Here is a 19,436-nt window from a genome sequence, read left to right as displayed (position 1 = left end):
TGTCTGCTTGACCTTGACACAAGTGGCAGGTTTCTAAGGTCGGTTCATGGATATCACCGAGCGGGACAACACCCCCGAGCAGAGCATGCGAGCGCTGGTCCAGAGGTCGCACCGCGGGCCGGAGGACCTGGCTCTCGCCACCGATCACCGCCGCCCCGCCCCGGGGCCCGGCGAGTACCTGATCCGCGTCGGCGCCGCCGGGGTCAACTTCGCCGATGTCATGCAGACCCGTGGCAGCTACGGAGGAGGCCCGCAGGCGCCCTACGTGGCGGGCTTCGAGGCCGCCGGCGAGATCGTCGCGGCCGGCCCGGACGTCGGGAATCCCCTGCCGCTCGGCACCCATGTCGTGGGGGCCGGCCCGGGCGCCTTCGCGCAGTACATGACGATGCCGGCGGGTGGGGTCCTTCCCGTCCCTTCCGGCTGGACCGACGCCCAGGCGCTCGGCCTCGTGCTGAACTGGGCCACCGCGTTGGCGGCGCTGAAGCCACTGGGCGGCGTCGAGCCGGGTGAGACCGTGCTCGTGCATGCGGCGGCCGGCGGCGTCGGGCAGGCCGCCGTACGCCTGGCCCGCCACTACGGCGCGCGAGTGATCGCCACGGCCTCGCCGGAGAAGCACGACACCGTCAGGGCCCTCGGCGCCCACGAGGTGGTGGACAGCCGGCGCCCCGGACTCGCCGAGGAGATCATCCGCCTGACCGGCGGCGTCGATCTGGTCCTGGAATCGGTGGGACGGGCGACGTTCGAGGCCAGCCTGTCGGCTGCGAAGCCGTTCACCGGTCGTGTCGTCGTGTTCGGCGCCGCGTCCGGTGACGCCACCGTGACCACGCACGACCTGGTCTTCACCCACCAGGTGCAGATCAAGGGCCTGCACATCGGCGCCCTGGCGGTCGCGGCCCCGGCCCTCTACCGGTCGTTGCTCGTCGAGATCGAGGCCCTCATCGCTCAAGGCGTCTACCCGCCCGGCACTCCCCGGGTGCGTCCCCTCGCCGAAGGACCTGCGGCGCTCCAGCAACTCGAAGCGGGCCGGACCCGGGGCAAGCTGGCCCTCGATCCGTGGCGCTGACAGCGTCTGGGGGCGGGCGGCACGAGTGGGCGATCGGCAGCGGCACGCTCGACGGCCCCGGCCGGCCGGTCCGCCTCGGCTGGAGACCCCGGCCCCGAAGGGGGCGGCGGAGAAGACTCCGCAGAAGGAGGGGCCTATCTTTTCGCCATGGATCATCAGGAAGAGTTTCGTCGGGCAGCGCTTGGGTCGGGCATCCCGGACGATGAGATCAGCCGGTTCAGCGGGCACCTCCGGCTGTCGATCGGCCTGTACGTGGGCCGCGGTCCGACGGTCGGGCAGCTCGGTGGGGCGCCCGGGCTGCCGGTCGGCATGGCGTGGCCGTCCGCCGGGGACGTTCCGTTGCCCCTGCTCCTCTCCGTCGACTGTGGAGCGTTGCCGAGAGTCGACGGCCTCGGCCTGCCGGTGGACGGGACGTTGCTCTTCTTCGTGCATCAGGAGAGGGACTGGGAGGACAGGTCCGGCAGGTACGCGCGCGTCGTGTACGTACCGGCCGGCACCGAGACGTCGGTCACGGAAGCGCCCGGCCCCGAGTACGTCCGCGACCGGTTGGACGTGGGCGCCGGGCTCGAAGCCGAGCTGCCTCTCTGGCTCCAGGAAGGCGACGAGGACTGGCACGAGTTCTGGGAGGATCTCGAGTGGGAGGACATGTCACCCTTCCAGCAGCAGTTGTTCCGGTACATGGAGCGTGACCTGCCGCACCTGGACGAGCTCCGGGCTCTGGCACACGACCTCTGGCCGTCCGGCTCCGGGGTCGCCCTCGGCGGATACGTCGATGACGAGGTGATCAGCGGCCTCGCGGAGCAGACCCTGGCGGGGCGGGAGAAGGCGGGCGAGATCCCGGCCGTCCCGATCGCGAAGTGGTATTCGCACCTGGAGAAGGAGAAACACCGGTTGGAGAGCGAGTGGATATCGCTCGCCGGTGAAGCCCGGGCTTACGAGGAGTACCGCACGAGCTTCGTGATCCGCCACGACGACTTGGCCGCCGCCCGGGTGGACAAGGCGCTCGCCCTCACCCGCTTCGAGGCCCCGTGAACGGGTCCGGCGTCCCCTACGGCGGGGAATCGGCCGGCGCCGCTCCCGGCACTGAATCGCCTGCGCGGGGAGTGCCGGGAGTGACAGCGGGTACGGGAGTGCGCGGCGCTGAGCCGATCGGTGCCGGTGCGGACGAAAGGTTCTGTGATGTTGATGGCCCACCCCGCGGTGCTGCGGGACCTGATCGAGAATTATGAGGCCCTCGTGGCCGTGGGCGCCGCCGAGGCGGACAGCGCGGAAGTGCGCCGGCGCCTGGACGACGTCGCGTACACCCTGTGCGTGTGCACCGGCACCCGGGACGTCGACGCGGCCGTGGTCGCCGCCCGGCACCAGTTGCCCGGCGCCCGCCCTCTGGACGACTCCGTCCTGGCCGGCAGCTGACGGGCCGTGGGCCCGGCCGTCCGGGCCCACGGACGGCGAGTCAGACCGGCAGCAGGCCCGGGAACCGTCCGTGTCCCATGTCCGGTGCGGTGACCGCCAGCCAGCCGTGTCCCCGTACGACCGTGTCGAGGACACCCACCAGGTCCAGGTCGACCGACAGTTCCCCGCACACCTCACGGACGCCACCCGTGAGGTCGTCGGGGTCCTCCTCGTCCTCGTCCAGGTCGTCCTCGCCCGCGTACTGCTGGACGATCCGGCCGTCCTCGGCCGCGAACCAGATGTCCGCACCGCCGGCGTCGTCCACGAAGAAGAGCTGGGCCCGGCCGCAGGCGGCGCTGACCCGCTCCACCGTCTCGACCATGTCATGCCAGTCGCGGTAGCCGACGAGCTGGCGGAACTGCCCGAACACCAGTCGCCAGCCGTCGAGTTCGGGCGTCACGAAGGCACGGCTGATGCCCCGGGCCGGGTCCTCCGGACTCGGGCTCGGTATCGCCTCGCACATCGCGGCCGCCGCGCCCGCCTGGACCGTCACCGGGCGCGGATCGTGCAGGTCCAGTGCTTCGAACACACCCTCGTACGTTGCCCCGGGCACGGCCAGCCACCAGGCGCTGAGCTGTGTGTCCGGCACCGCGCGGACGCTGCCCGGGAGCTTCACCCGCACCAGGCGCTCCACGAGCGTGCGGTCGCGTACGTCGAGCGCGTCCAGCCCGCCGGCCTCCACGAGGAGCCCGAGCGCACCGCGGCGTACCGGCCGGGAAGCCGTCCGGTCCCGGCACAGCTCCCGCAGGCGCGGCGCGAAGACGTCCAGCATGACGCGGGCGTACTCACCGGGCGGGCCGTAGAAGTCGCCGCCCCGGCCGGCCTTCTCCACCAGGGCCCGCATTCCGGTCTCGGAGTCCACGCGCAGTCTGAGCAACCCTGTGAAGCCACTGTTCGCCAGCCACTGGTCGGGGTCGAGTGCCAGTGCCGCGTACTGCCCGGCACAACGCTCGTCGAAGACACGGAGCAGCCGGCCCCTGAGCCAGTCGTCCACCTCCCCGTCGCGTGCCGCCGCGAGGACGGCGTCGAAGGCCGGCGGCCCGATACGGCTCAGCACGTCTCCGTATGCCTGGAGATGTTGGGCCGAGTGGTGTGCGCGCACCCCGTCCAGCAACCCCGGTAGCGCGCGCTCTCCCTGTGCCGCCAACTGCTCGGCCGCCGCGGCCACACGTTCCGAGTCGCCGCTGTTCAGGTCGCCTATGAGCGCCGCGATGTCGGCTTCGATTTCCATGCGGGGATCCTAACGACCGGGTCAGATCCCGAATGGCCGCACGGTCGGCTGGACGTCCTGGCGTACGACGGCCGGTGCGGGTTCGTCCGTGTGCTCACATGTTCCCGTTCCGGCGGGCCCGTGCCGTGTGGAGGCGGCCAGGGGGAGGCCGGTCCTGCGTGTGGTCGTGCGCGGTGCCGTTGCGGCGGTGGACCGCCGGTGCGTCCCCCGAGCGCCGTATGGGCCGCGGTGGTCCGCCGGCGCGCTCCGGGCCGGCCGGCGTGGACGACGTACCACGAGGGGCCTCCCCGGGAGTTCACCTGCCCCACGCTCCCGTTCCATGTGATGCCTCCCGGCTCCTCACCCCTGGATCACACGATGCTCTCCGCGTGTTCCCGACATGACGGAGTCCCTCCATGCCCGCCGCCCGCACGTCCCTGGCCGTCCTCGCCACTGCTGTCGCCACGCTCGCGGTGGCGGCTACGGGCCCCGTACAGGCCGCCTCGCGCCTGCCCGTCGTCACCCCGCGTGCCGAGACAGCCGCCCTGCACGACGACGAGGCGGGCGGCGACGCGGACGCCGACGACCCGGCGATCTGGCGCAACCCGGCCGACCCCGACCGCAGCCTCGTCGTCGCGACGGCGAAGCAGGGCGGACTGCGCGTCTACGACCTGGATGCCCGCGAGGTGCAGTCGATCCCGGCGCCCGCCGGCCCCGGGGCGGACAACGCTCCAGGGCGTTTCAACAACGTGGACCTCGTGCACAGCGCGCGTCTCGGCGACCTGGCCGTCACCACGGACCGGGGCAACGACCGGCTGCGCGTCTACCGGATCGACCGCGACGGCGCCGACGGCCCGTTGGCCGATGTGACCGGCCGTACGGTGCCCGCCGTCTTCTCCGCGTCGCAGGACGAGGTCGACGAACAGCGCACGGCCTACGGCCTCGCCACCTTCACCGACCCGGCGACCGAGCGTTCCTTCGCGCTGGTCAGCCGGCGCGAGCGGACGCGTATCGCTCTTCTGGAGCTGGTCTCCGAGGCGGACGGCTCCGTGGGCTACCGCAAGGTCCGCACGCTCGACCTCCCCCACAGCTTCCGCCTCCCGAACGGGACTTCGTGGTCGCCGTGCGGCGAGCCGGGCGAACTCCCGCAGGTGGAGGGCATGGTGGTCGACCCGGCCAACGGCATGCTGTACGCGGGCCAGGAGGACGTGGGGATCTGGCGTCTCAAGGCCGACCTGACGGGAGCCCCGAAGCTGATCGACAGGGTTCGCGAGTACGGCGTCCCCGGCACGTATGACGAGGCCACCGAGGAATGTGCCGCGGGCGCCGACCCCGGCTTCGGCGGCAAGAGGCTCACCGCGGACGTCGAGGGCCTGACCCTGGTGCAGGAGGACGACGGGGACGGCCTGCTGCTCGCCTCCAGCCAGGGCGACGACACCTTCGCCGCCTACGACCGTGAGGTCTCCGACGCCAACGAGTACGAGGGCGGCTTCCGGGTGGCCGGCGCCTCCGCGACGCTCGACGGCTCCGAGGAGTGCGACGGTGCCGCCGCACTGAACGAGCCGCTGGGCCGCCGCTACCCGAACGGCCTCCTGGTCGTCCAGGACGGGCACGACGCGCCCGGCGAGAGTGAGCGTCCGTCCACGAACTTCAAGTTCGTCGACCTCGGCAAGGTCATCGACGCCGTCGACGACTGAACCGGGCATGGCGCCCCGTTGGACCACGGACGACGGACGTCGGCGTCAGGTCGGATGTCAGTGGGGCGGTCTACGGTGCGTTCATGTTCCCCCTCCCCGATGCCTTGCCGCCGGGCCGGTTCCTGACCCTTGGTCTGTCGCCCGTGTGGGTCTCCGACGGACTCCCCCGCGATGTCGAAGCGCTGTGGCCCCGCCTGCTGAACGAGCACAGGAGCCATGGTCTGGTCCCGCTGCTGTGCCGTCCCGATGAAATGGGCAGGCCCGTCGGTCCGCACGCTGTCGAGTCCCTCCCGCTGGAGGAGGTCTTGGCGGCGGACTTCGTCGCGTACCGCCGTCACCGGCTGCCCTACTGGACCGACCCGACCCCGGCTCCGGTGCCTGAGGGGATCGACGTCGAGCCGTGGCCGCATGACCCCGGACCACCCTTCGAGCAGTGGCCGGGCCTGGCGGCCGAGGTCCCGGTCACCTCCACGAGCACGACGCCCGAGGAGGCCGCTTCGCGGACGCTCACAGGGCTGGTCCGTGCCGGCCGGGGCCTGATCGATCTGCGCGGATGCCGTCTGGTTCTCGTCCCCGCCCCGCGCAGCGGTGATGCCCTGGCGTTGCTCGGCTGGTTCTCCGAGGCGCCCCTGCCCCTGCTGTGCGCTCTCCTGCGAAGCTGGGACGACCGCTTCGGGGCCCGGGTCGTGGCGGTGTCCGGCAGCACGGCATACCTCTCGGTCGCACGGCCTCCCCTCGACACGGATCAGGCCCAGTTGCTCGCTCTGGAGCATGTGCTGTCGACCGCCGACAACATCGTCGACGACCCGCCCACACCGTTTCCCGCATACGCGTCGGACCTGGTCGGACGGACGGACTGGTCGTTCTGGTGGGACTGACGGGGACGGCCGCCCGGCACCGGACGGGGATCAGTGCGCGGCCGGCAGCTCTCCGTACCAGGCGAGCGTGGCGTCGATCGTGGCCGGCATCGGGTTCGGGACGAGGCCGTACGCCTTCTCGATGGCCGTGGAGTCGACGATCTGCGCCTCCGTGTGCTGGTAGAACATCTCGGCGTACTCCGCCATGAACACCTCGTCGAACGGACCGAACGGGCGCGGCTCGGTGACGACCGTGAGGTTCAGAGGGCGGCCGACGCGCTCCGCCACCAGGTCCAGGATCTGGCGGGTGGTGAGCGCTGGTGCCGTCGGCAGGTGCCAGACGCGGCCGTCCCCGTCCGGGTTCTCGCCGAGCGTCGCCAGGCCCGACGCCACGTCGCCGATGTACGTGTAGCTGTGCGGCAGGTCGATGTCGCCGAGTGCCGGGACCTCTCCCCCGGTCAGCGCGGCCGGGAACACCGCACCGCCGAGCGTGGAGTTGAGGACGCCGGGGCCGACGAAGTCGGCCGACCGGCCCAGCACGACGCGCAGCCGGCCCTCGGCGTGGGCGACGAGGTAGCGGGTGTCGAGCTCCGCGCGCATGCGGCCCTTGCGAGACGTCGCGTTCCAGGGAGTGTCCTCGGTCATCACCGCGCCGTGTGTTTCGCCGTACGGGTAGAGCGTGTCGAGGACGACGAGGCGCGCGCCGGCCGCCTCCGCCGCCGCGAGGACGGACCGCTGGATGCGCGGCATGACCTCGACCTGGAGGTGATAGCCGACGTTCAGGCAGTGGTAGGCGACCGCCGCCCCGTCGAGCGCGGCCCGCGCTCCTTCCGCGGTCGACACGTCGGCGGCGAACCGCAGGACTCCGTCCGGGGCGTCGCCGCCGCCGCTCCGGTCCACCAGTCGGACCTGGTGGCCGCGGCGGGCAAGCTCGGCTGCGAGTGCGGTGCCGGCGGGGCCCGCGCCGAGGACTACGTGGAGGTCGCGTGCTGGGTTCATGAGGACTCCCGAGATCGAAGTGACTGCCAATCGTGTTCGTTATGGACTGTAACTCTTGCGACAGGGAGTCGCAATAATTTTTGTTAGACTCCGTAACGGAAGTGAGCGTGCCCAGCGGGAGGTCGGGAATGGCGGAGCCGCAGCGAGGCCCCAGGGCCAGGTACCGGGAGCAGACCCGGGCGGAGATCAAGGAAGTGGCACTGCGCCAGCTCGCCGACGGTGGCGCGGGGACGCTCGCGCTGACGCGGATCGCCAAGGCGTTGGGGCTCTCGGGCCCCGCCCTCTACCGCTACTTCGCCAGCCGCGACGACCTGCTGAATGCCCTGATCAGGGACGCGTACGACGACGCCGCCGCCGCGATCGGCGAAGCGGCGGCCAGGGCGCAAGACCGGAGCCCGCGCGAGCGGCTGCGCGTGTTGGCCACGGCCTACCGCGCCTGGGCGGTCTCCGAGCCGCACCGCTATGCGCTGATCCAGGGGTCTCCGGTGCCGGGCTATGTGGCCCCCGACGACACGCTGGAGCGCGCGCGTGCCGCGCTCGGGCCGTTCCTGCCGGTGTTCGCGGGCGGGTCGCCCGGGGCCGACGCGGCCTCGATGGTGGACCGGATGGCGGCGTGGCTGGAGACGGACGCGGGCGTGGGGTCCTGGGTGGCGCAGTACGCGCCCGACGCCGCGGAGGACGTCAGGGCCTCGGCCCGTGCGCTGGCCGGTGCGGTGCTGGCGTGGGCGCAGCTGCACGGAGCGGTGGGCCTGGAGGTGGCGGGGCAGTTCGCCGGCATGGGCCACGACGGGGAGACCCTGCTCGCGGCCCAGAGCGGCATGCTGGCGGACGCCTTCGGCCTGGAATAGGCGGGCACCGTCCGGGGCCGGTCCCCGTCAGCGCCCGCCTGTCCACGTCATGGATCAGTGGCGCCCGGGCCCCTTGCCGAGGGTCTTCAGGAGCGCCTGCGCCATGACCTCCTCGCCCTTCGCGTTGGGGTGCGCCGGAGCGGCAGGGGCCGCGGGGCGCAGCGGCTCGATCCACCGGTCGGCGGGTGCCTTGCACATGTCGTGGCCCACGGTCGGTCCGTACGTGTCCACGTAGTCGGCCCGGTTCAGCAGCGCCACCGCGCGGAGCATCAGGTTGAGGCGCTTCTCCGTGTCCCGCAGGTACGGGAAGTCCTTCGCGGCGAACGGGACGTCGGGGTAGCAGCCGGTGCCGTCGTCGGGAAGCAGGTCCGGGTAGCCGACGACGACCACGCGCGCGTGGGGAGCCTTCTTGTGCACCTCCCGCAGTACGCGGGCGACCTTGGGTGCCGTCCGGAGGATCTTCAGTGTCAACTGGTCGTAGCCGCCGGCCCTGTAGTGCTGCTGACAGGGGTTGCCCGCGAGGTCCTTGGCGCTGAGGCCGGCGCAGGTGCTGATGATGGAGCCGAAGCCGATGTCGTTGCCGCCGATCTGCAGGGTCACGAGATCCGTGTCCCTTTTCACCGCGTCCAGTTGAGGCCCGTTGGTGCCCTGCGCCTGCCACATCTCGGCGGTCGTCGCACCGCCGCAGCTCACATCGGTGAACGAGGCGACCTGGCGCTCGCGCGCGGTGATCGACGGGTAGTTGTGGTCGGAGCGGGCGCAGTCGGCGTCGACCTGCGTGGGTATCAGCGGGCCGGAAGTGTAGGAGTCGCCCAGCGCCACGTAGGTGGAGCGGGGTGCCCCGTGCGCACCTTGCGGCGCGGCCGAGGCCGCGCCGGTGAAGCCGACGGTGAGCGCGCAGCTGCTCAGCGCGGCCAGTGTGACGGCGGTGCGTCGCTTGGATACGGCCTCGCTCCGACGCGTGCGATGCATCATCATGCCCTCCCCAGACTCTCCGGCAATCCGCGGTCGGGCAGCGGTGACCTGGGCGTACGAGCCGCCAGAAGGCACCCGGCCGCTCCGCGGCTCGTGCCCGGCGGACTCAACCCCGCCTGTATACCGGCCAGTAGGCCGTGAGGCCAGAGATCGGACGAACTCCGGCGCGGCCTCTGGCCCGGGGCGGCGTACGCCCCGGGCCGATCCGCCACCGCCGCACTGCGTGTCCCGCGAGGGGGGGTGACCGGGCGGGCCGGTCACCCCCGGCTGCTCGTCAGTCGCGCGCCTCCTTCTGCCGGGACGCCGCGGACGTCGGGTTGGTGGCCCCGTTGATGACGAACTGGGAACCGGGCTCGACCAGGATGTCGCCCTCCGCCGAGCCGGTGATGGTCACATCACTCAGGTTCGCGCTGCCGCGCGCCCCGCCCATGGCCAGGATTCCGGAGCCGTTGACCGAGTGGTCGATGGTCACGTTCTCGATCATGACATTGGGCATGGCCCCGCCCCCGGTCTTGAACTGGATGCCGTCGTAGGTCGAGTCGTGGATGTCGGTGTCACGGATGGTGACGCCGGGGATGTCCGGTCCCTGCGCGAACAGGGTGATCGCACCGAACTCCTGGTCCTCGTTCCAGAACGCACCACCGGTGCGGTACAGGCCGTTGTTCGCGATGAGTGTCTTGCCCGAGAACGGCAGTGGGTCGTGGTCCGTGGCCAGCATGATCCCCGGGTAGTTCATGGTGTCGGAGATCAGGTTGTTCTCGATCGTGTTTCCGTAGCCGCCGTACACCGCGACGCCGTTCGCCCGCCAGGGCAGCTGGATGGTGTTGTTGGTGAAGTGGTTGTCGTGGCCGATGTCGACCGAGGTGTCCTTGACGTACTTACTGGCCCAGACGGCCAGGGCGTCGTCGCCGGTGTTGCGGAGGGATGAATTGGTCACGGTCGAGTTGCGGGTGCCGTTGGCGAAGTTGACTCCATCGGCGTAGGTGTTCCGAATCCGCACCCCGTCGAACACGACCCCGTCGCCGGGGCCCCACAGCTCGGGGATGTTCGAGTAGTCGCGCCCGACCCAGGCCCCCACGTTGGCGTGCTCGATCCACACGTCGGTGATCCTGGTGCCCTTGCCGAAGCGGCCGTTCAGCGCGACGCCGCCCTCCTGGTTGCCGTCGCCGCCGCGGATCGTCCCGGACCCGAAGATCGCGATGCCGGAGATCTTGGTGTTGTCGTCGATGTCGAACCCGAAGTTGCCCTCGTGCGGGTGGTTGATGCCGCCCGCGTCCTGGGGCGCGATGAGCGAATAGAGCTGGGAGTGCCACATGCCCGCGCCCCGGATGGTGACGTCGCTGATGCCCACCTGGTTGTACTGACCGCGGTTCTGCGGGTCGTCGGTGAGGATCTTCTTCTCCTGACGCCATTGGCCGGCCGGTATCCATACACAGGGGATGTCGCCCTCCTGGTCCGCCGTGACGGCCCGCTGGATGGCGTCGGCGTCGTCGAGTCCGTCGTTCGGGACGGCCCCGTAGGCGGTGATGGAAACGCATTCATCCGGCTTGGCGGCCGGGGGTGCGACCTGCTCCAGGTCGATGAGGTCGACGATGTAGAAGGCCGCACTGTCATCGGCGTCGCGCTGGAGGCGGAACTTGGTGCCGGCCGGGTAGGTCTCGGTGAGCAGCGCGTGGGACTCGTCGAAGAGCCGCCTCGCGTCTCCGCCGGGCCGGTTGGTCAGTCCCTCCGGGTCATCGGTCGAGCCGTACAGCCAGCTGTGCTTGGAGGAGAGGCTCATCTTGCGGACGAACTCTCCGTCGGCGTAGAGGCTGAGGGTCGCCTCCTGGCCGCCGCCGCTCGCCGCGTCCGGGATGGAGTTGCGTACGACGATGGAGTTCGAGGGGGTGGTGGAGGTGAACTCCACGTACTCGCCCGTCGAGTTGAGCCGGACGGATTCCCGGCCGGAGGATTCGGTGGCGAAGTTGGTGTGCCCGAAGGTCCGCTTGGCGTCCGACTTCAGCAGGGTGCCCTCGTAGCGCGCGTCCTCCGCCTCGAGTTCGGTGTACGGCACGGCCGCACCACGTCCCACGACCAAGGAGCGGGAGAAGGTGTTGTTGCCCTCGTTGGTCTCCGCCACCACGGAGGTGGCGTCGGCGGTCGCGAAGAGGGTCGCGCCCCCGTTCGTCGCGGTCCACTCGCCGTCGACGGCCACCGTGGTGGAGGAACCCGCGGCGATGCCGCCGGTGGTGCCGTTCAGGGTGGTGCCGCCGACGGTCAGCCGGGTGACCGACCCGGGCGGCACCGCACTGGTGCCTCGGTTCTGCACGGTCACGGTGAAGCCGACCTTGGCGCCCGGGGCCGGGGCGGCCGGACTGGCGGAGATTCCGGTGACCGCCAGGTCCGGTCCCGGAGCCCGCTCGACGACCAGTTCGGTGGCGGCGTTGCGGCTGTTGTTGCTGTTGTCGAGTTCGGCGACGGTGTCGCCCGGGTCCACCGCGGCGGACACGGTGTAGCTGCCTGCGGCCCGCTTGCCGACCTTGACCGGCACCTTCACCGAGGCGTCGGGGGCCAGGGCACTGACGGCTCCGCTGCCCGCGACCTGGCCTCCGAGGCTGACGTCCACGGTCGTGGCCGGCGCCGCGGCGTTTCCGGCATTGCGGACGGTCGCCTCGATGGTGATGTCGTCCTTCTCGGACGGCGTGCCCGAGGGCCAGGTCAGGTCCGTGACGAGCAGGTCGGGAGCCGGCGCGGCCTCGCCCACGACCTCGAACTCGGCGACCTGGCCGCCACCCGCACCGGTGTTGCCGAAGAACTGCAGCCGCACATCCGCGGCACGGCCGGAGACCGGAATGACCACGGTGTTCTTGTTGCCCGAGGGGCTGAAGGTGTAGTCGGCCCGCGCCTTCAGTGACGTGAAGCCGGATTCACCGGCCTTGCGTCCCAGCACCTGGATGTCCTGGCTGCGGGTGCTCCAGGCGGCGTCGGGATTCAGCTTGATGACGACACCGGTGATGTCGGCGTCCGCGCCGAGTGCCGTCGTCAGTACCGAGTTCGGACCGTTGGCCTCCCAATAGGTGGAAGTGCTGCCGTCGTTGGCGTTGCCGGCAACGTAGTTCTGCGTGCTCGACGAGGCTTCGATCGGCTTGTGGAGCGCGAGATTGGTCCCGGCCGGCGGGTCGCCGGGGTCCACCTCGTCCGCCTCGCCGTGGATCTCCAGCTCGGACAGCTGGGCGGCGTTCCAGCCGGTGTTGCCGCTCACCTGCACCCGCAAGTAGCGGGCCTCGCCCTCGATGTCGAGCGTCACCGTGTTGCCGGAGGCCGGGGAGAAGGACTTGACCGAGCCCGCGGCCAGCGAGAAGAAGTTCTGACCGTCGGCGCTCCCTTGGAGGCTCACGGTCTCGTTGCGCGGCTCCCACGAGGCAGGCAGCTTCAGCACCACATCGTCCAGGTCGGCCTTGCCGCCGAGGTCGACCTGGACCCACTGCGGAAACGCACCGGCCGGCCCTTCCCAGTACGAGGCCTGGTTCCCGTCGGTGACATGGGTGGCCACGTACTCCCCGTTGGCCCCACTCGCGGTCACCGGTCTCCCGAGCGCCAGGTTCTGGCTCTCGGCAGCCGCGTGAGCCGTTTGGGGCAGGAGCCCCACTGTCAGCAGCCCTCCGGTCATCACGCCGGCGAACCATCGCCTGCCGTGTCGTCTTCCTGTCATCAGGCCCTCTTCTTCGCAGGTGTGGGCGACCGGGACGCGCCGCGGCACCCGGCCCGGCAGGGTGCGTGCCTGGCTGGCGGGCGGTGGCGGCGAGACCGGCTCGCAGTACGGACATGGGGTGGCGCATGAGTGGATACAGGCAGGACATCCTGAACCTGACACCACAGAATCAGATTGTTGAGTAATCACGTTCTGTTTTTGCGCTGAGCAGCACACAGGTTTCTAGCGGATGACGGGTTTGTCAACGGGGCGGGTACGGAAGCAGGGATCGGCGATCCCTGGACAACCACGTCCTTCATCCGGGTCCCGGTGCGCGCGACCGTTGAGGGGCAGGCGGCGGACCGGCCGGTTCGCCCGCACCCGGACCGAATGGAGCCACCATGTCCCGCATCGCCCTGATCACCGGCGCCAACCGCGGCCTCGGCCGCAGCACGGCCCTGCACCTCGCCGAGGCCGGGAGCGACCTGATCCTCACCTACCGCTCGCACGCCGACGAGGCCGAGGCGGTCGTGGAGGCGGCCAGGAAGCTGGGCCGTACGGCGATCGCTCTGCGGCTGGACACCGGGGACACCGCCGAGATCCCCGCCTTCACCGCACAGGTACGTCACGCCCTGGCCCGGGAATGGGGCCGCGACGACCTCGACATCCTCGTCAACAACGCCGGACACGGCGTGCACGCGCCGTTCGAGGAGACCACCGAGGAGCAGTTCGACGGGCTGATGGACGTCCACGTCAAGGGCGTCTTCTTCCTCACCCAGGCCCTGCTGCCCCTGATCAAGGACGGCGGGCGCATCCTCAACGTCTCCACCGGCCTGACCCGCTTCATCGCCGCACCGACCGCCGCGTACGCCGCAGCCAAGGGCGCCGTGGAGATCCTCACCCGCTACCTCGCCAAGGAGCTGGGTCCGCGCGGCATCGCGGTCAACGCCCTCGCACCGGGAGCCACCGGCACCGACTTCGGCGGTGGCGGCGTCCGCGACGACGAGGGCATGCGCTCCGTGCTGAGCGGTGTCACAGCGATGGGCCGCCCCGGCGAGCCCGACGACATCGGCGCCGCCGCCGCCGCGCTGCTCACCGAGGGCACCTCCTGGATCACCGGGCAGCGCATCGAAGCATCGGGCGGCATGCTGCTCTGAGGGGCCCGGCCCGCCCGGCCGGCCCGCACCCTTCACACCACCGCGCCCCGGCATGTCAGGCACCGGGGCCACGAGGGAGACTCGAACCGTGGACCGAGCACAACTCGCGGACTTCCTGCGCACCCGCCGCGAAGCCCTGCAGCCGGAGGACGTGGGGCTGCCCCGCGGGCCGCGCCGCCGCACCCGCGGCCTGCGCCGGGAGGAGGCGGCGGCGCTGAGCGGCATGTCGACCGACTACTACAGCCGGCTGGAGCAGCAGCGCGGGCCGCAGCCCTCGGAGCCGATGCTCGCGGCCATCGCCCGGGGGCTGCGCCTCTCCCTCGCCGAGCGCGACCACCTGTTCCGCATCGCCGGACACAACACCCCCTCCCGGCCCGGCAGCCTGCGCTCCGACCACATCACGCCCGGCCTGATGCGCATCCTCGGACGGCTGGACGACACCCCGGCGCAGGTCATCAACGATGTGGCGGAGACCCTCGCCCAGACACCGATGGCCACCGCGCTCCTCGGCGACCAGACCCGGTTCACCGGCCCCGAACGCAGCCTCACCTACCGCTGGTTCACCGACCCCGCCGCCCGCCTGCTGTACCCGGAGGAGGACCACCCACTGCACAGCCGCTTCTTCACCTCCGGCCTGCGCGCCGCGTACTCACGGCAGGGCACGGGCGGCCGCGCCGAGCATCTGCGCGACCTCCTGCTGGACCGCAGCCCGGAGTTCGCCGCCCTGTGGAGCGCCCACGAGATCGACGTGCCCCGCGTGGACCCCAAGCTCGTGCGCCACCCCGAACTGGGCGTCCTCTCCCTCCAGTGCCAGGTCCTGCTGGACCCGGAGCAGAACCAGGCGCTGCTCGTGTACACCGCCACCCCCGGCTCGGCCGACGACGAGAAGCTGCGGTTGCTACCGGTGCTGGGCGCGCGGTCGGTGGGCACCTGACAGCCCCGGGCATCCGCCCCTCGCCGGTCTCGGCAGCAGCCGGACGATGCGCCTGCCACCTCGTACGGGCGCGAACCCGCCCTGCGAACCCGCGGAACTATCCTTGGTCTAGACCTTGACAGGTCCATACCATGTTGCTTGTGTCTGTCTCGTCCCACTCAACCCCCGAAGGAGTGGCTGTATGTCCAGACACCGTCTCTTGGCGCTCTTCGCCGCGCTCGCTCTCGCGTTGGGCCTCGCCGTGCTCAGTCCAATGGCCTCCCCCGCCTCGGCGGCGACGTGCGCGGCAGGGTGGAACTCCTCGTCGGTCTACACCGGCGGCATGAGCGCCTCGTACCAGGGGCACAACTGGCAGGCGAAGTGGTGGACCCAGGGCGAGACACCGGGCGCGGCACAGGTATGGGCCGACCTGGGCTCCTGCGGCAGCGGCTCCGGCAGCGAAGGCGGCAGTTGCGACTACCCGGCCTGGGCCGCGGGCCGCGCCTACGTGGCCGGTGACATCGTCAAGTACACGAATGGCAACTACTACAAGGCGTCGCACGACAACCCGGGCTACGACCCCACGATCAGCACGTGGTACTGGGACCCGTACAGCTGCACCGGCGGCGGCACGAACCCGCCCACCAACGGCTCGTTCGTGGTGAGCGAGGCGCAGTTCAACCAGATGTTCCCGAACCGGAGCTCCTTCTACACGTACAGCGGGCTGACCGCTGCCCTCAGCGCTTACCCGGGCTTCGCCAACACCGGCAGCGACACCGTGAAGAAGCAGGAGGCCGCGGCCTTCCTCGCCAACGTCAGCCACGAGACCGGCGGACTGGTGTACATCGTCGAGCAGAACACCGCCAACTACCCGCACTACTGCGACAGCAGCCAGCCCTACGGCTGCCCGGCGGGCCAGGCCGCGTACTACGGGCGCGGCCCGATCCAGCTCAGCTGGAACTTCAACTACAAGGCCGCGGGCGACGCGCTGGGCATCGACCTGCTGCACAACCCGAACCTGGTACAGACCGACGCCGCCGTGGCCTGGAAGACCGGCCTCTGGTACTGGAACACCCAGAACGGCCCCGGCACCATGACCGCCCACAACGCCATGGTGAACGGCGCCGGCTTCGGTGAGACCATCCGCTCCATCAACGGCTCCATCGAGTGCAACGGCGGCAACCCCGCCCAGGTCCAGAGCCGCATCAACACCTACCAGAGCTTCACCTCGCTCCTCGGCGTCCCCACCGGCGGCAACCTCAGCTGCTGACCGGACCTCCCACCGTCAAGGCCGCATGCAACCTGCATGCGGCCTTGACGCGATCACGGCCCCCCGCGGGCCCGGTGTACTCCGCTTTGCCGAAACGGCAACGTTGATCGCGTCACGTGGTCCTGGCGTCGCATGATCGGGGGAGTTCCGCAGGCCACCCCACGAACCGAGGAGAAGTGCCCCCATGCGATCCGAACCGACCGCCGCACTCCGCCATCGCACCGTTCAGGGCCCGGCCGGGCGCCTGCACCTGGTGGAGCAGGGCACCGGCCCGCTGGTCCTTCTCGTGCACGGCTTCCCCGAGTCCTGGTACTCCTGGCGCCACCAGCTCCCGGCTCTGGCGTCGGCCGGCTACCGCGCGGCTGCGATCGACGTACGCGGCTACGGCCGGTCCTCCAAGCCCACCACCGTCGACGCCTACCGCATGCTTGAGCTGGTCGAGGACAACGTCGCCGTCGTGCGCGCGCTCGGCGAGGAGACCGCGGTGGTCATCGGCCACGACTGGGGCTCCAACATCGCCGCCACCTCCGCCCTGCTCCACCCCGAAGTCTTCCGTGCGGCCGGCCTGCTCAGCGTCCCGTACGCACCGCCCGGCGGCCCCCGCCCCACCGACGTCTTCAGCCAGGTAGGGGGACCCGAGCAGGAGTTCTACGTCTCCTACTTCCAGGAACCCGGCCGCGCCGAGTCCGAGATGGAGCCCGACGTCCGGGGCTGGCTCGCCGGCTTCTACGCGGCCCTGTCCGCCGACACCATGCCCGCGGCGCACGAGCCCGACCCCCACTTCGTCGCCCGCGGGGGCCGACTGCGCGACCGGTTCCCCGCCGCCCGGCTCCCCGCGTGGTTGAGCGAGGAAGACCTCGACGTCTACGCCGGGGAGTTCGAGCGCACCGGTCTGACCGGGGCCCTGAACCGCTACCGCAACATGGACCGCGACTGGGAGGACCTGGCGCCGTACCGCGGGGCCCCGATCACACAGCCGTCCCTGTTCATCGGCGGCACCCTGGACGCCTCCACCACCTGGATGTCCGACGCCATCGACGCCTATCCGTCCACCCTCCCCCGGCTGTCGGCCTCCCACCTCTTGGAAGGCTGCGGCCACTGGATCCAGCAGGAGCGCCCCGCCGAGGTCAACGGCCTGCTCACCGAGTGGCTCACCACCGTGCGGAGTTGAGGCAGGACCGTCCTGAGACGCCATCGGGCGACCGGATGACGACCGGACGACCGGTGGCGCTCATGCGCCGGAACGCAGGTCGGCCCGCACCAGATCGTGGTCCGACCACGGGGTCGGATGTACCCGCTGCTCCAGCGGGTCGAAGCCGCGAAGAAAGATGTAGTCGAACTTGCTGCGCCAATCAGTGGTCGGCTCGCACATACCCGCGCCGGAGGGACCGCACCCGGGGTCCGCGTCCCTGGCCAGGCGCCACAGCGCGGTGAGTTCGGAGGCAGCCGGCACCGCGTTGAAGTCGCCGAGAACGATCGTGCGGTCGTACCGGGCGACCGCCCTGGCCAGTACGTCTGCCTGCTCCGCGCGGACCGACTCCTGTCTCCGCTGGGCCAAGTGGGTGTTGAACACCCGGACGGGCACGCCGTCCACCAGAGTCGTGACGGCCATGTATCCACGGTCCTCGGAACCGCCGTGCGGATACTCCACATTGACTCGGCCGGTCATCGGAGCGGCCGACAGGATTGCCTGGCCGAAGCCTCCGGGGCTCCACGGCAGCCCTCCGCACCGGCTCCAACTCGGCAGCACCGAGCCGTACTCGACGTGGTAGACGAGCCCGTACCGGTACCGCAGGTAGTCCCGGATCCTCTCGACATCGCCCACGCATGCTTCCTGCAGACCGATGACCTGAGGCGCGTATGTGGCGATCTCCGCCGCTCTGCCGCCGTTCTGCCCGCTGTCCTCGCAAGGGTTGCAGAGATTCCAGGTCATGACACGGTTCGGTACGACCTCCTCGGGGGTGCCGGCCGGCAGGGGTCCGGCCGTGTAGGCGCGGTTCGACCCGCTCGGGCCCGCGAGCAGCAGGCAGGCCATGACCAGCGCGCCCACGAACCACCGCGCGCCTGTTCCGGTCACCTTCAGCTCCTGGAAGTAGATCCATGACACCCGTATGCGGGGTCTCCGCCTCACGAGCCTATGTGGCGGAGGTGCGGCCCCCTCCCAGGGGCCTGTCGGGCGGATCTTGTCACCGCGTAACGTGCGGGCATGACACCTTCACTCGAGCGTCCCCCGTTGCAGGCCGATGAGCGCACCGCGCTCGTCGGCTGGCTGGATCTCCAGCGGCAGATCCTGCGATGGAAGTGCGATGGCCTGAGCGAGGCCGACGCGCACCGTTCCGTGATCCCGACGTCGCCGGTGATGACGATGGCCGGGCTGATCAGTCACATGCGGTGGGTCGAGCACACCTGGCTGGAGGTGGTCTTCCTCGGCGGCGACAAGACACAGAACCCGTCATTCGACGAGACGCACGAGGACGCCGACTGGCGGACCGACGGCGTCCCGCTGAAGCAGCTGCTCGCGCGGTACGAGGCGCAGTGCGCCCGCAGCAACGAGATCGTGGCCGCGGCCTCACTGGACGACGTGGGCCGCCACCCCGACTTCCACGCCGGCAGCGCCAACCTCCGCTGGATGCTCATCCACCTGGTCGAGGAGACGGGTCGGCACGCGGGACACGCGGACATCATCCGGGAACTGCTGGACGGGGCGAAGGGGTACTACTAGATCGCCCCGGCGGACCGCGCCGGGCCCGAATCGCGTTCCGTCTTCGCAAGATGGCTCGACCACCCCGCCCCTGCGCCGGCCCAGCCGGGGCAGGGCCGGCGCAGGGTGCGTTACGGGCGCGGTATCTCGGTGGTGACCTGGTCGTACCGGACGAGGCGGGGGGTGAAGGAATACGAGGGGTGCTCATCCTGGAGACGTGCCATGGCGTCGTCGAGATACGCCCACATGGCGGCGGGGTCCGCGCCCACGCCGAAGGTCGCGTCGTTCAGTACCTCCATGTCAGGACTCGATATGTACGCCACGTACTTGAGGGTCTGGCTGCCGCCGGCCATGAGTGTCTCGGCCCCCTTCGAGGTGCTGTGTGATGTGTGGCCGTCCCCGCCGCCCGTCATATCGGCGGCCCGGGCGGTTCCGGTTGTCGTGAGAAGCGTCGATGCGGCAGCTACGCCGGTGCCGCCCAAGAGCGTTCGCCGGGAAATCTCTGGCACAGTCCTCCCCCTGCCTTGCCGGCCCTTCCTGCGAGGGCTCGCGGCTGACGTTACCGCCACGTCCTCGCCGTGAAGGGGTGATCACGGTGAAACGCATCCCGGTTCCCGAAGCGCG

17 protein-coding genes are annotated in these 19,436 nt (G+C 70.7%); 11 read left to right on the top strand and 6 right to left on the bottom strand.

Annotation, left to right across the window (positions count from 1 at the left end):
- The first annotated feature begins 46 nt into the window (after positions 1-46).
- The 3 genes from ACFUJY_RS26685 to ACFUJY_RS26675 all read left to right on the top strand — a co-directional run bounded on the left by ACFUJY_RS26685 (position 47) and on the right by ACFUJY_RS26675 (position 2,476).
- Positions 47-1,063 (top strand): NADPH:quinone oxidoreductase family protein, encoded by a 1,017-nt coding sequence (locus tag ACFUJY_RS26685; protein ID WP_383304300.1) that lies wholly within the window; start codon positions 47-49, stop codon positions 1,061-1,063.
- Positions 1,064-1,210: 147 nt separating this feature from the next.
- Positions 1,211-2,095, top strand: coding sequence for a DUF1963 domain-containing protein (locus ACFUJY_RS26680; protein ID WP_383304298.1), 885 nt, complete (start codon positions 1,211-1,213; stop codon positions 2,093-2,095).
- Between the two features lie 147 nt (positions 2,096-2,242).
- Positions 2,243-2,476 carry a DUF5133 domain-containing protein gene (locus ACFUJY_RS26675; protein ID WP_383304296.1) on the top strand — a complete coding sequence of 78 codons (234 nt, stop codon included), beginning with the start codon at positions 2,243-2,245 and terminating at the stop codon, positions 2,474-2,476.
- 40 nt (positions 2,477-2,516) lie between these two features.
- Here the strand turns inward: ACFUJY_RS26675 and ACFUJY_RS26670 are convergent, their stop codons facing one another.
- Positions 2,517-3,746, bottom strand: a complete 1,230-nt coding sequence (locus tag ACFUJY_RS26670) for a hypothetical protein (RefSeq protein ID WP_383304294.1) — start codon at positions 3,744-3,746, stop codon at positions 2,517-2,519.
- Positions 3,747-4,141: 395 nt separating this feature from the next.
- Here ACFUJY_RS26670 and ACFUJY_RS26665 point away from each other — a divergent pair, with 395 nt between their 5' ends.
- Together ACFUJY_RS26665 and ACFUJY_RS26660 are read left to right on the top strand one after the other, a co-directional pair.
- On the top strand, positions 4,142-5,422 hold the full coding sequence (locus ACFUJY_RS26665) for a phytase (RefSeq protein ID WP_383304292.1): 1,281 nt from the start codon (positions 4,142-4,144) through the stop codon (positions 5,420-5,422).
- 83 nt (positions 5,423-5,505) lie between these two features.
- The gene (locus tag ACFUJY_RS26660; RefSeq protein WP_383304290.1) at positions 5,506-6,300 is read left to right on the top strand and encodes a DUF4253 domain-containing protein; all 795 of its coding nucleotides are present in this window, start codon (positions 5,506-5,508) and stop codon (positions 6,298-6,300) included.
- A gap of 30 nt (positions 6,301-6,330) precedes the next feature.
- Here ACFUJY_RS26660 and ACFUJY_RS26655 read toward each other — a convergent pair whose 3' ends face one another.
- Complete coding sequence (locus ACFUJY_RS26655; protein WP_383304288.1) at positions 6,331-7,278, bottom strand: NAD-dependent epimerase/dehydratase family protein; 948 nt, start codon at positions 7,276-7,278, stop codon at positions 6,331-6,333.
- A gap of 128 nt (positions 7,279-7,406) precedes the next feature.
- Between ACFUJY_RS26655 and ACFUJY_RS26650 the strand changes: the two genes are divergently transcribed.
- The gene (locus tag ACFUJY_RS26650; RefSeq protein ID WP_383304286.1) at positions 7,407-8,126 is read left to right on the top strand and encodes a TetR/AcrR family transcriptional regulator; all 720 of its coding nucleotides are present in this window, start codon (positions 7,407-7,409) and stop codon (positions 8,124-8,126) included.
- Positions 8,127-8,180: 54 nt separating this feature from the next.
- Here ACFUJY_RS26650 and ACFUJY_RS26645 read toward each other — a convergent pair whose 3' ends face one another.
- Positions 8,181-9,101, bottom strand: a complete 921-nt coding sequence (locus tag ACFUJY_RS26645) for an SGNH/GDSL hydrolase family protein (RefSeq protein ID WP_383304446.1) — start codon at positions 9,099-9,101, stop codon at positions 8,181-8,183.
- Between the two features lie 274 nt (positions 9,102-9,375).
- Positions 9,376-12,792: a CARDB domain-containing protein gene (locus tag ACFUJY_RS26640; RefSeq protein ID WP_383304284.1), complete on the bottom strand. Its 3,417-nt coding sequence runs from the start codon at positions 12,790-12,792 to the stop codon at positions 9,376-9,378.
- A gap of 380 nt (positions 12,793-13,172) precedes the next feature.
- Between ACFUJY_RS26640 and ACFUJY_RS26635 the strand changes: the two genes are divergently transcribed.
- The 4 genes from ACFUJY_RS26635 (at position 13,173) to ACFUJY_RS26620 (ending at position 17,282) form a co-directional block, all read left to right on the top strand.
- Positions 13,173-13,928 (top strand): SDR family NAD(P)-dependent oxidoreductase, encoded by a 756-nt coding sequence (locus ACFUJY_RS26635; RefSeq protein WP_383304282.1) that lies wholly within the window; start codon positions 13,173-13,175, stop codon positions 13,926-13,928.
- Positions 13,929-14,016: 88 nt separating this feature from the next.
- Entirely contained in the window at positions 14,017-14,862 is an 846-nt protein-coding gene (locus ACFUJY_RS26630) for a helix-turn-helix transcriptional regulator (RefSeq protein WP_383304280.1), read from the top strand.
- Positions 14,863-15,043: 181 nt separating this feature from the next.
- Positions 15,044-16,111: a glycoside hydrolase family 19 protein gene (locus tag ACFUJY_RS26625; RefSeq protein WP_383304278.1), complete on the top strand. Its 1,068-nt coding sequence runs from the start codon at positions 15,044-15,046 to the stop codon at positions 16,109-16,111.
- A 184-nt stretch (positions 16,112-16,295) separates the two neighbouring features.
- On the top strand, positions 16,296-17,282 hold the full coding sequence (locus tag ACFUJY_RS26620; protein ID WP_383304276.1) for an alpha/beta hydrolase: 987 nt from the start codon (positions 16,296-16,298) through the stop codon (positions 17,280-17,282).
- 60 nt (positions 17,283-17,342) lie between these two features.
- Here ACFUJY_RS26620 and ACFUJY_RS26615 read toward each other — a convergent pair whose 3' ends face one another.
- Complete coding sequence (locus ACFUJY_RS26615) at positions 17,343-18,188, bottom strand: endonuclease/exonuclease/phosphatase family protein (protein WP_383304274.1); 846 nt, start codon at positions 18,186-18,188, stop codon at positions 17,343-17,345.
- A 129-nt stretch (positions 18,189-18,317) separates the two neighbouring features.
- Here ACFUJY_RS26615 and ACFUJY_RS26610 point away from each other — a divergent pair, with 129 nt between their 5' ends.
- Positions 18,318-18,833 (top strand): DinB family protein, encoded by a 516-nt coding sequence (locus tag ACFUJY_RS26610; RefSeq protein ID WP_383304272.1) that lies wholly within the window; start codon positions 18,318-18,320, stop codon positions 18,831-18,833.
- 110 nt (positions 18,834-18,943) lie between these two features.
- On the opposite strand, the gene ACFUJY_RS26605 is transcribed toward ACFUJY_RS26610, so the two are convergent.
- Entirely contained in the window at positions 18,944-19,165 is a 222-nt protein-coding gene (locus ACFUJY_RS26605; RefSeq protein WP_383304270.1) for a hypothetical protein, read from the bottom strand.
- Positions 19,166-19,436 lie beyond the last annotated feature (271 nt).

It is taken from the genome of Streptomyces sp. NPDC057249 (genome assembly GCF_042669245.1).
Lineage (GTDB): Bacteria > Actinomycetota > Actinomycetes > Streptomycetales > Streptomycetaceae > Streptomyces.
The sequence above is the reverse complement of the archived record's forward strand: the minus strand, read 5'-3'. Positions and strand labels throughout refer to the sequence as shown.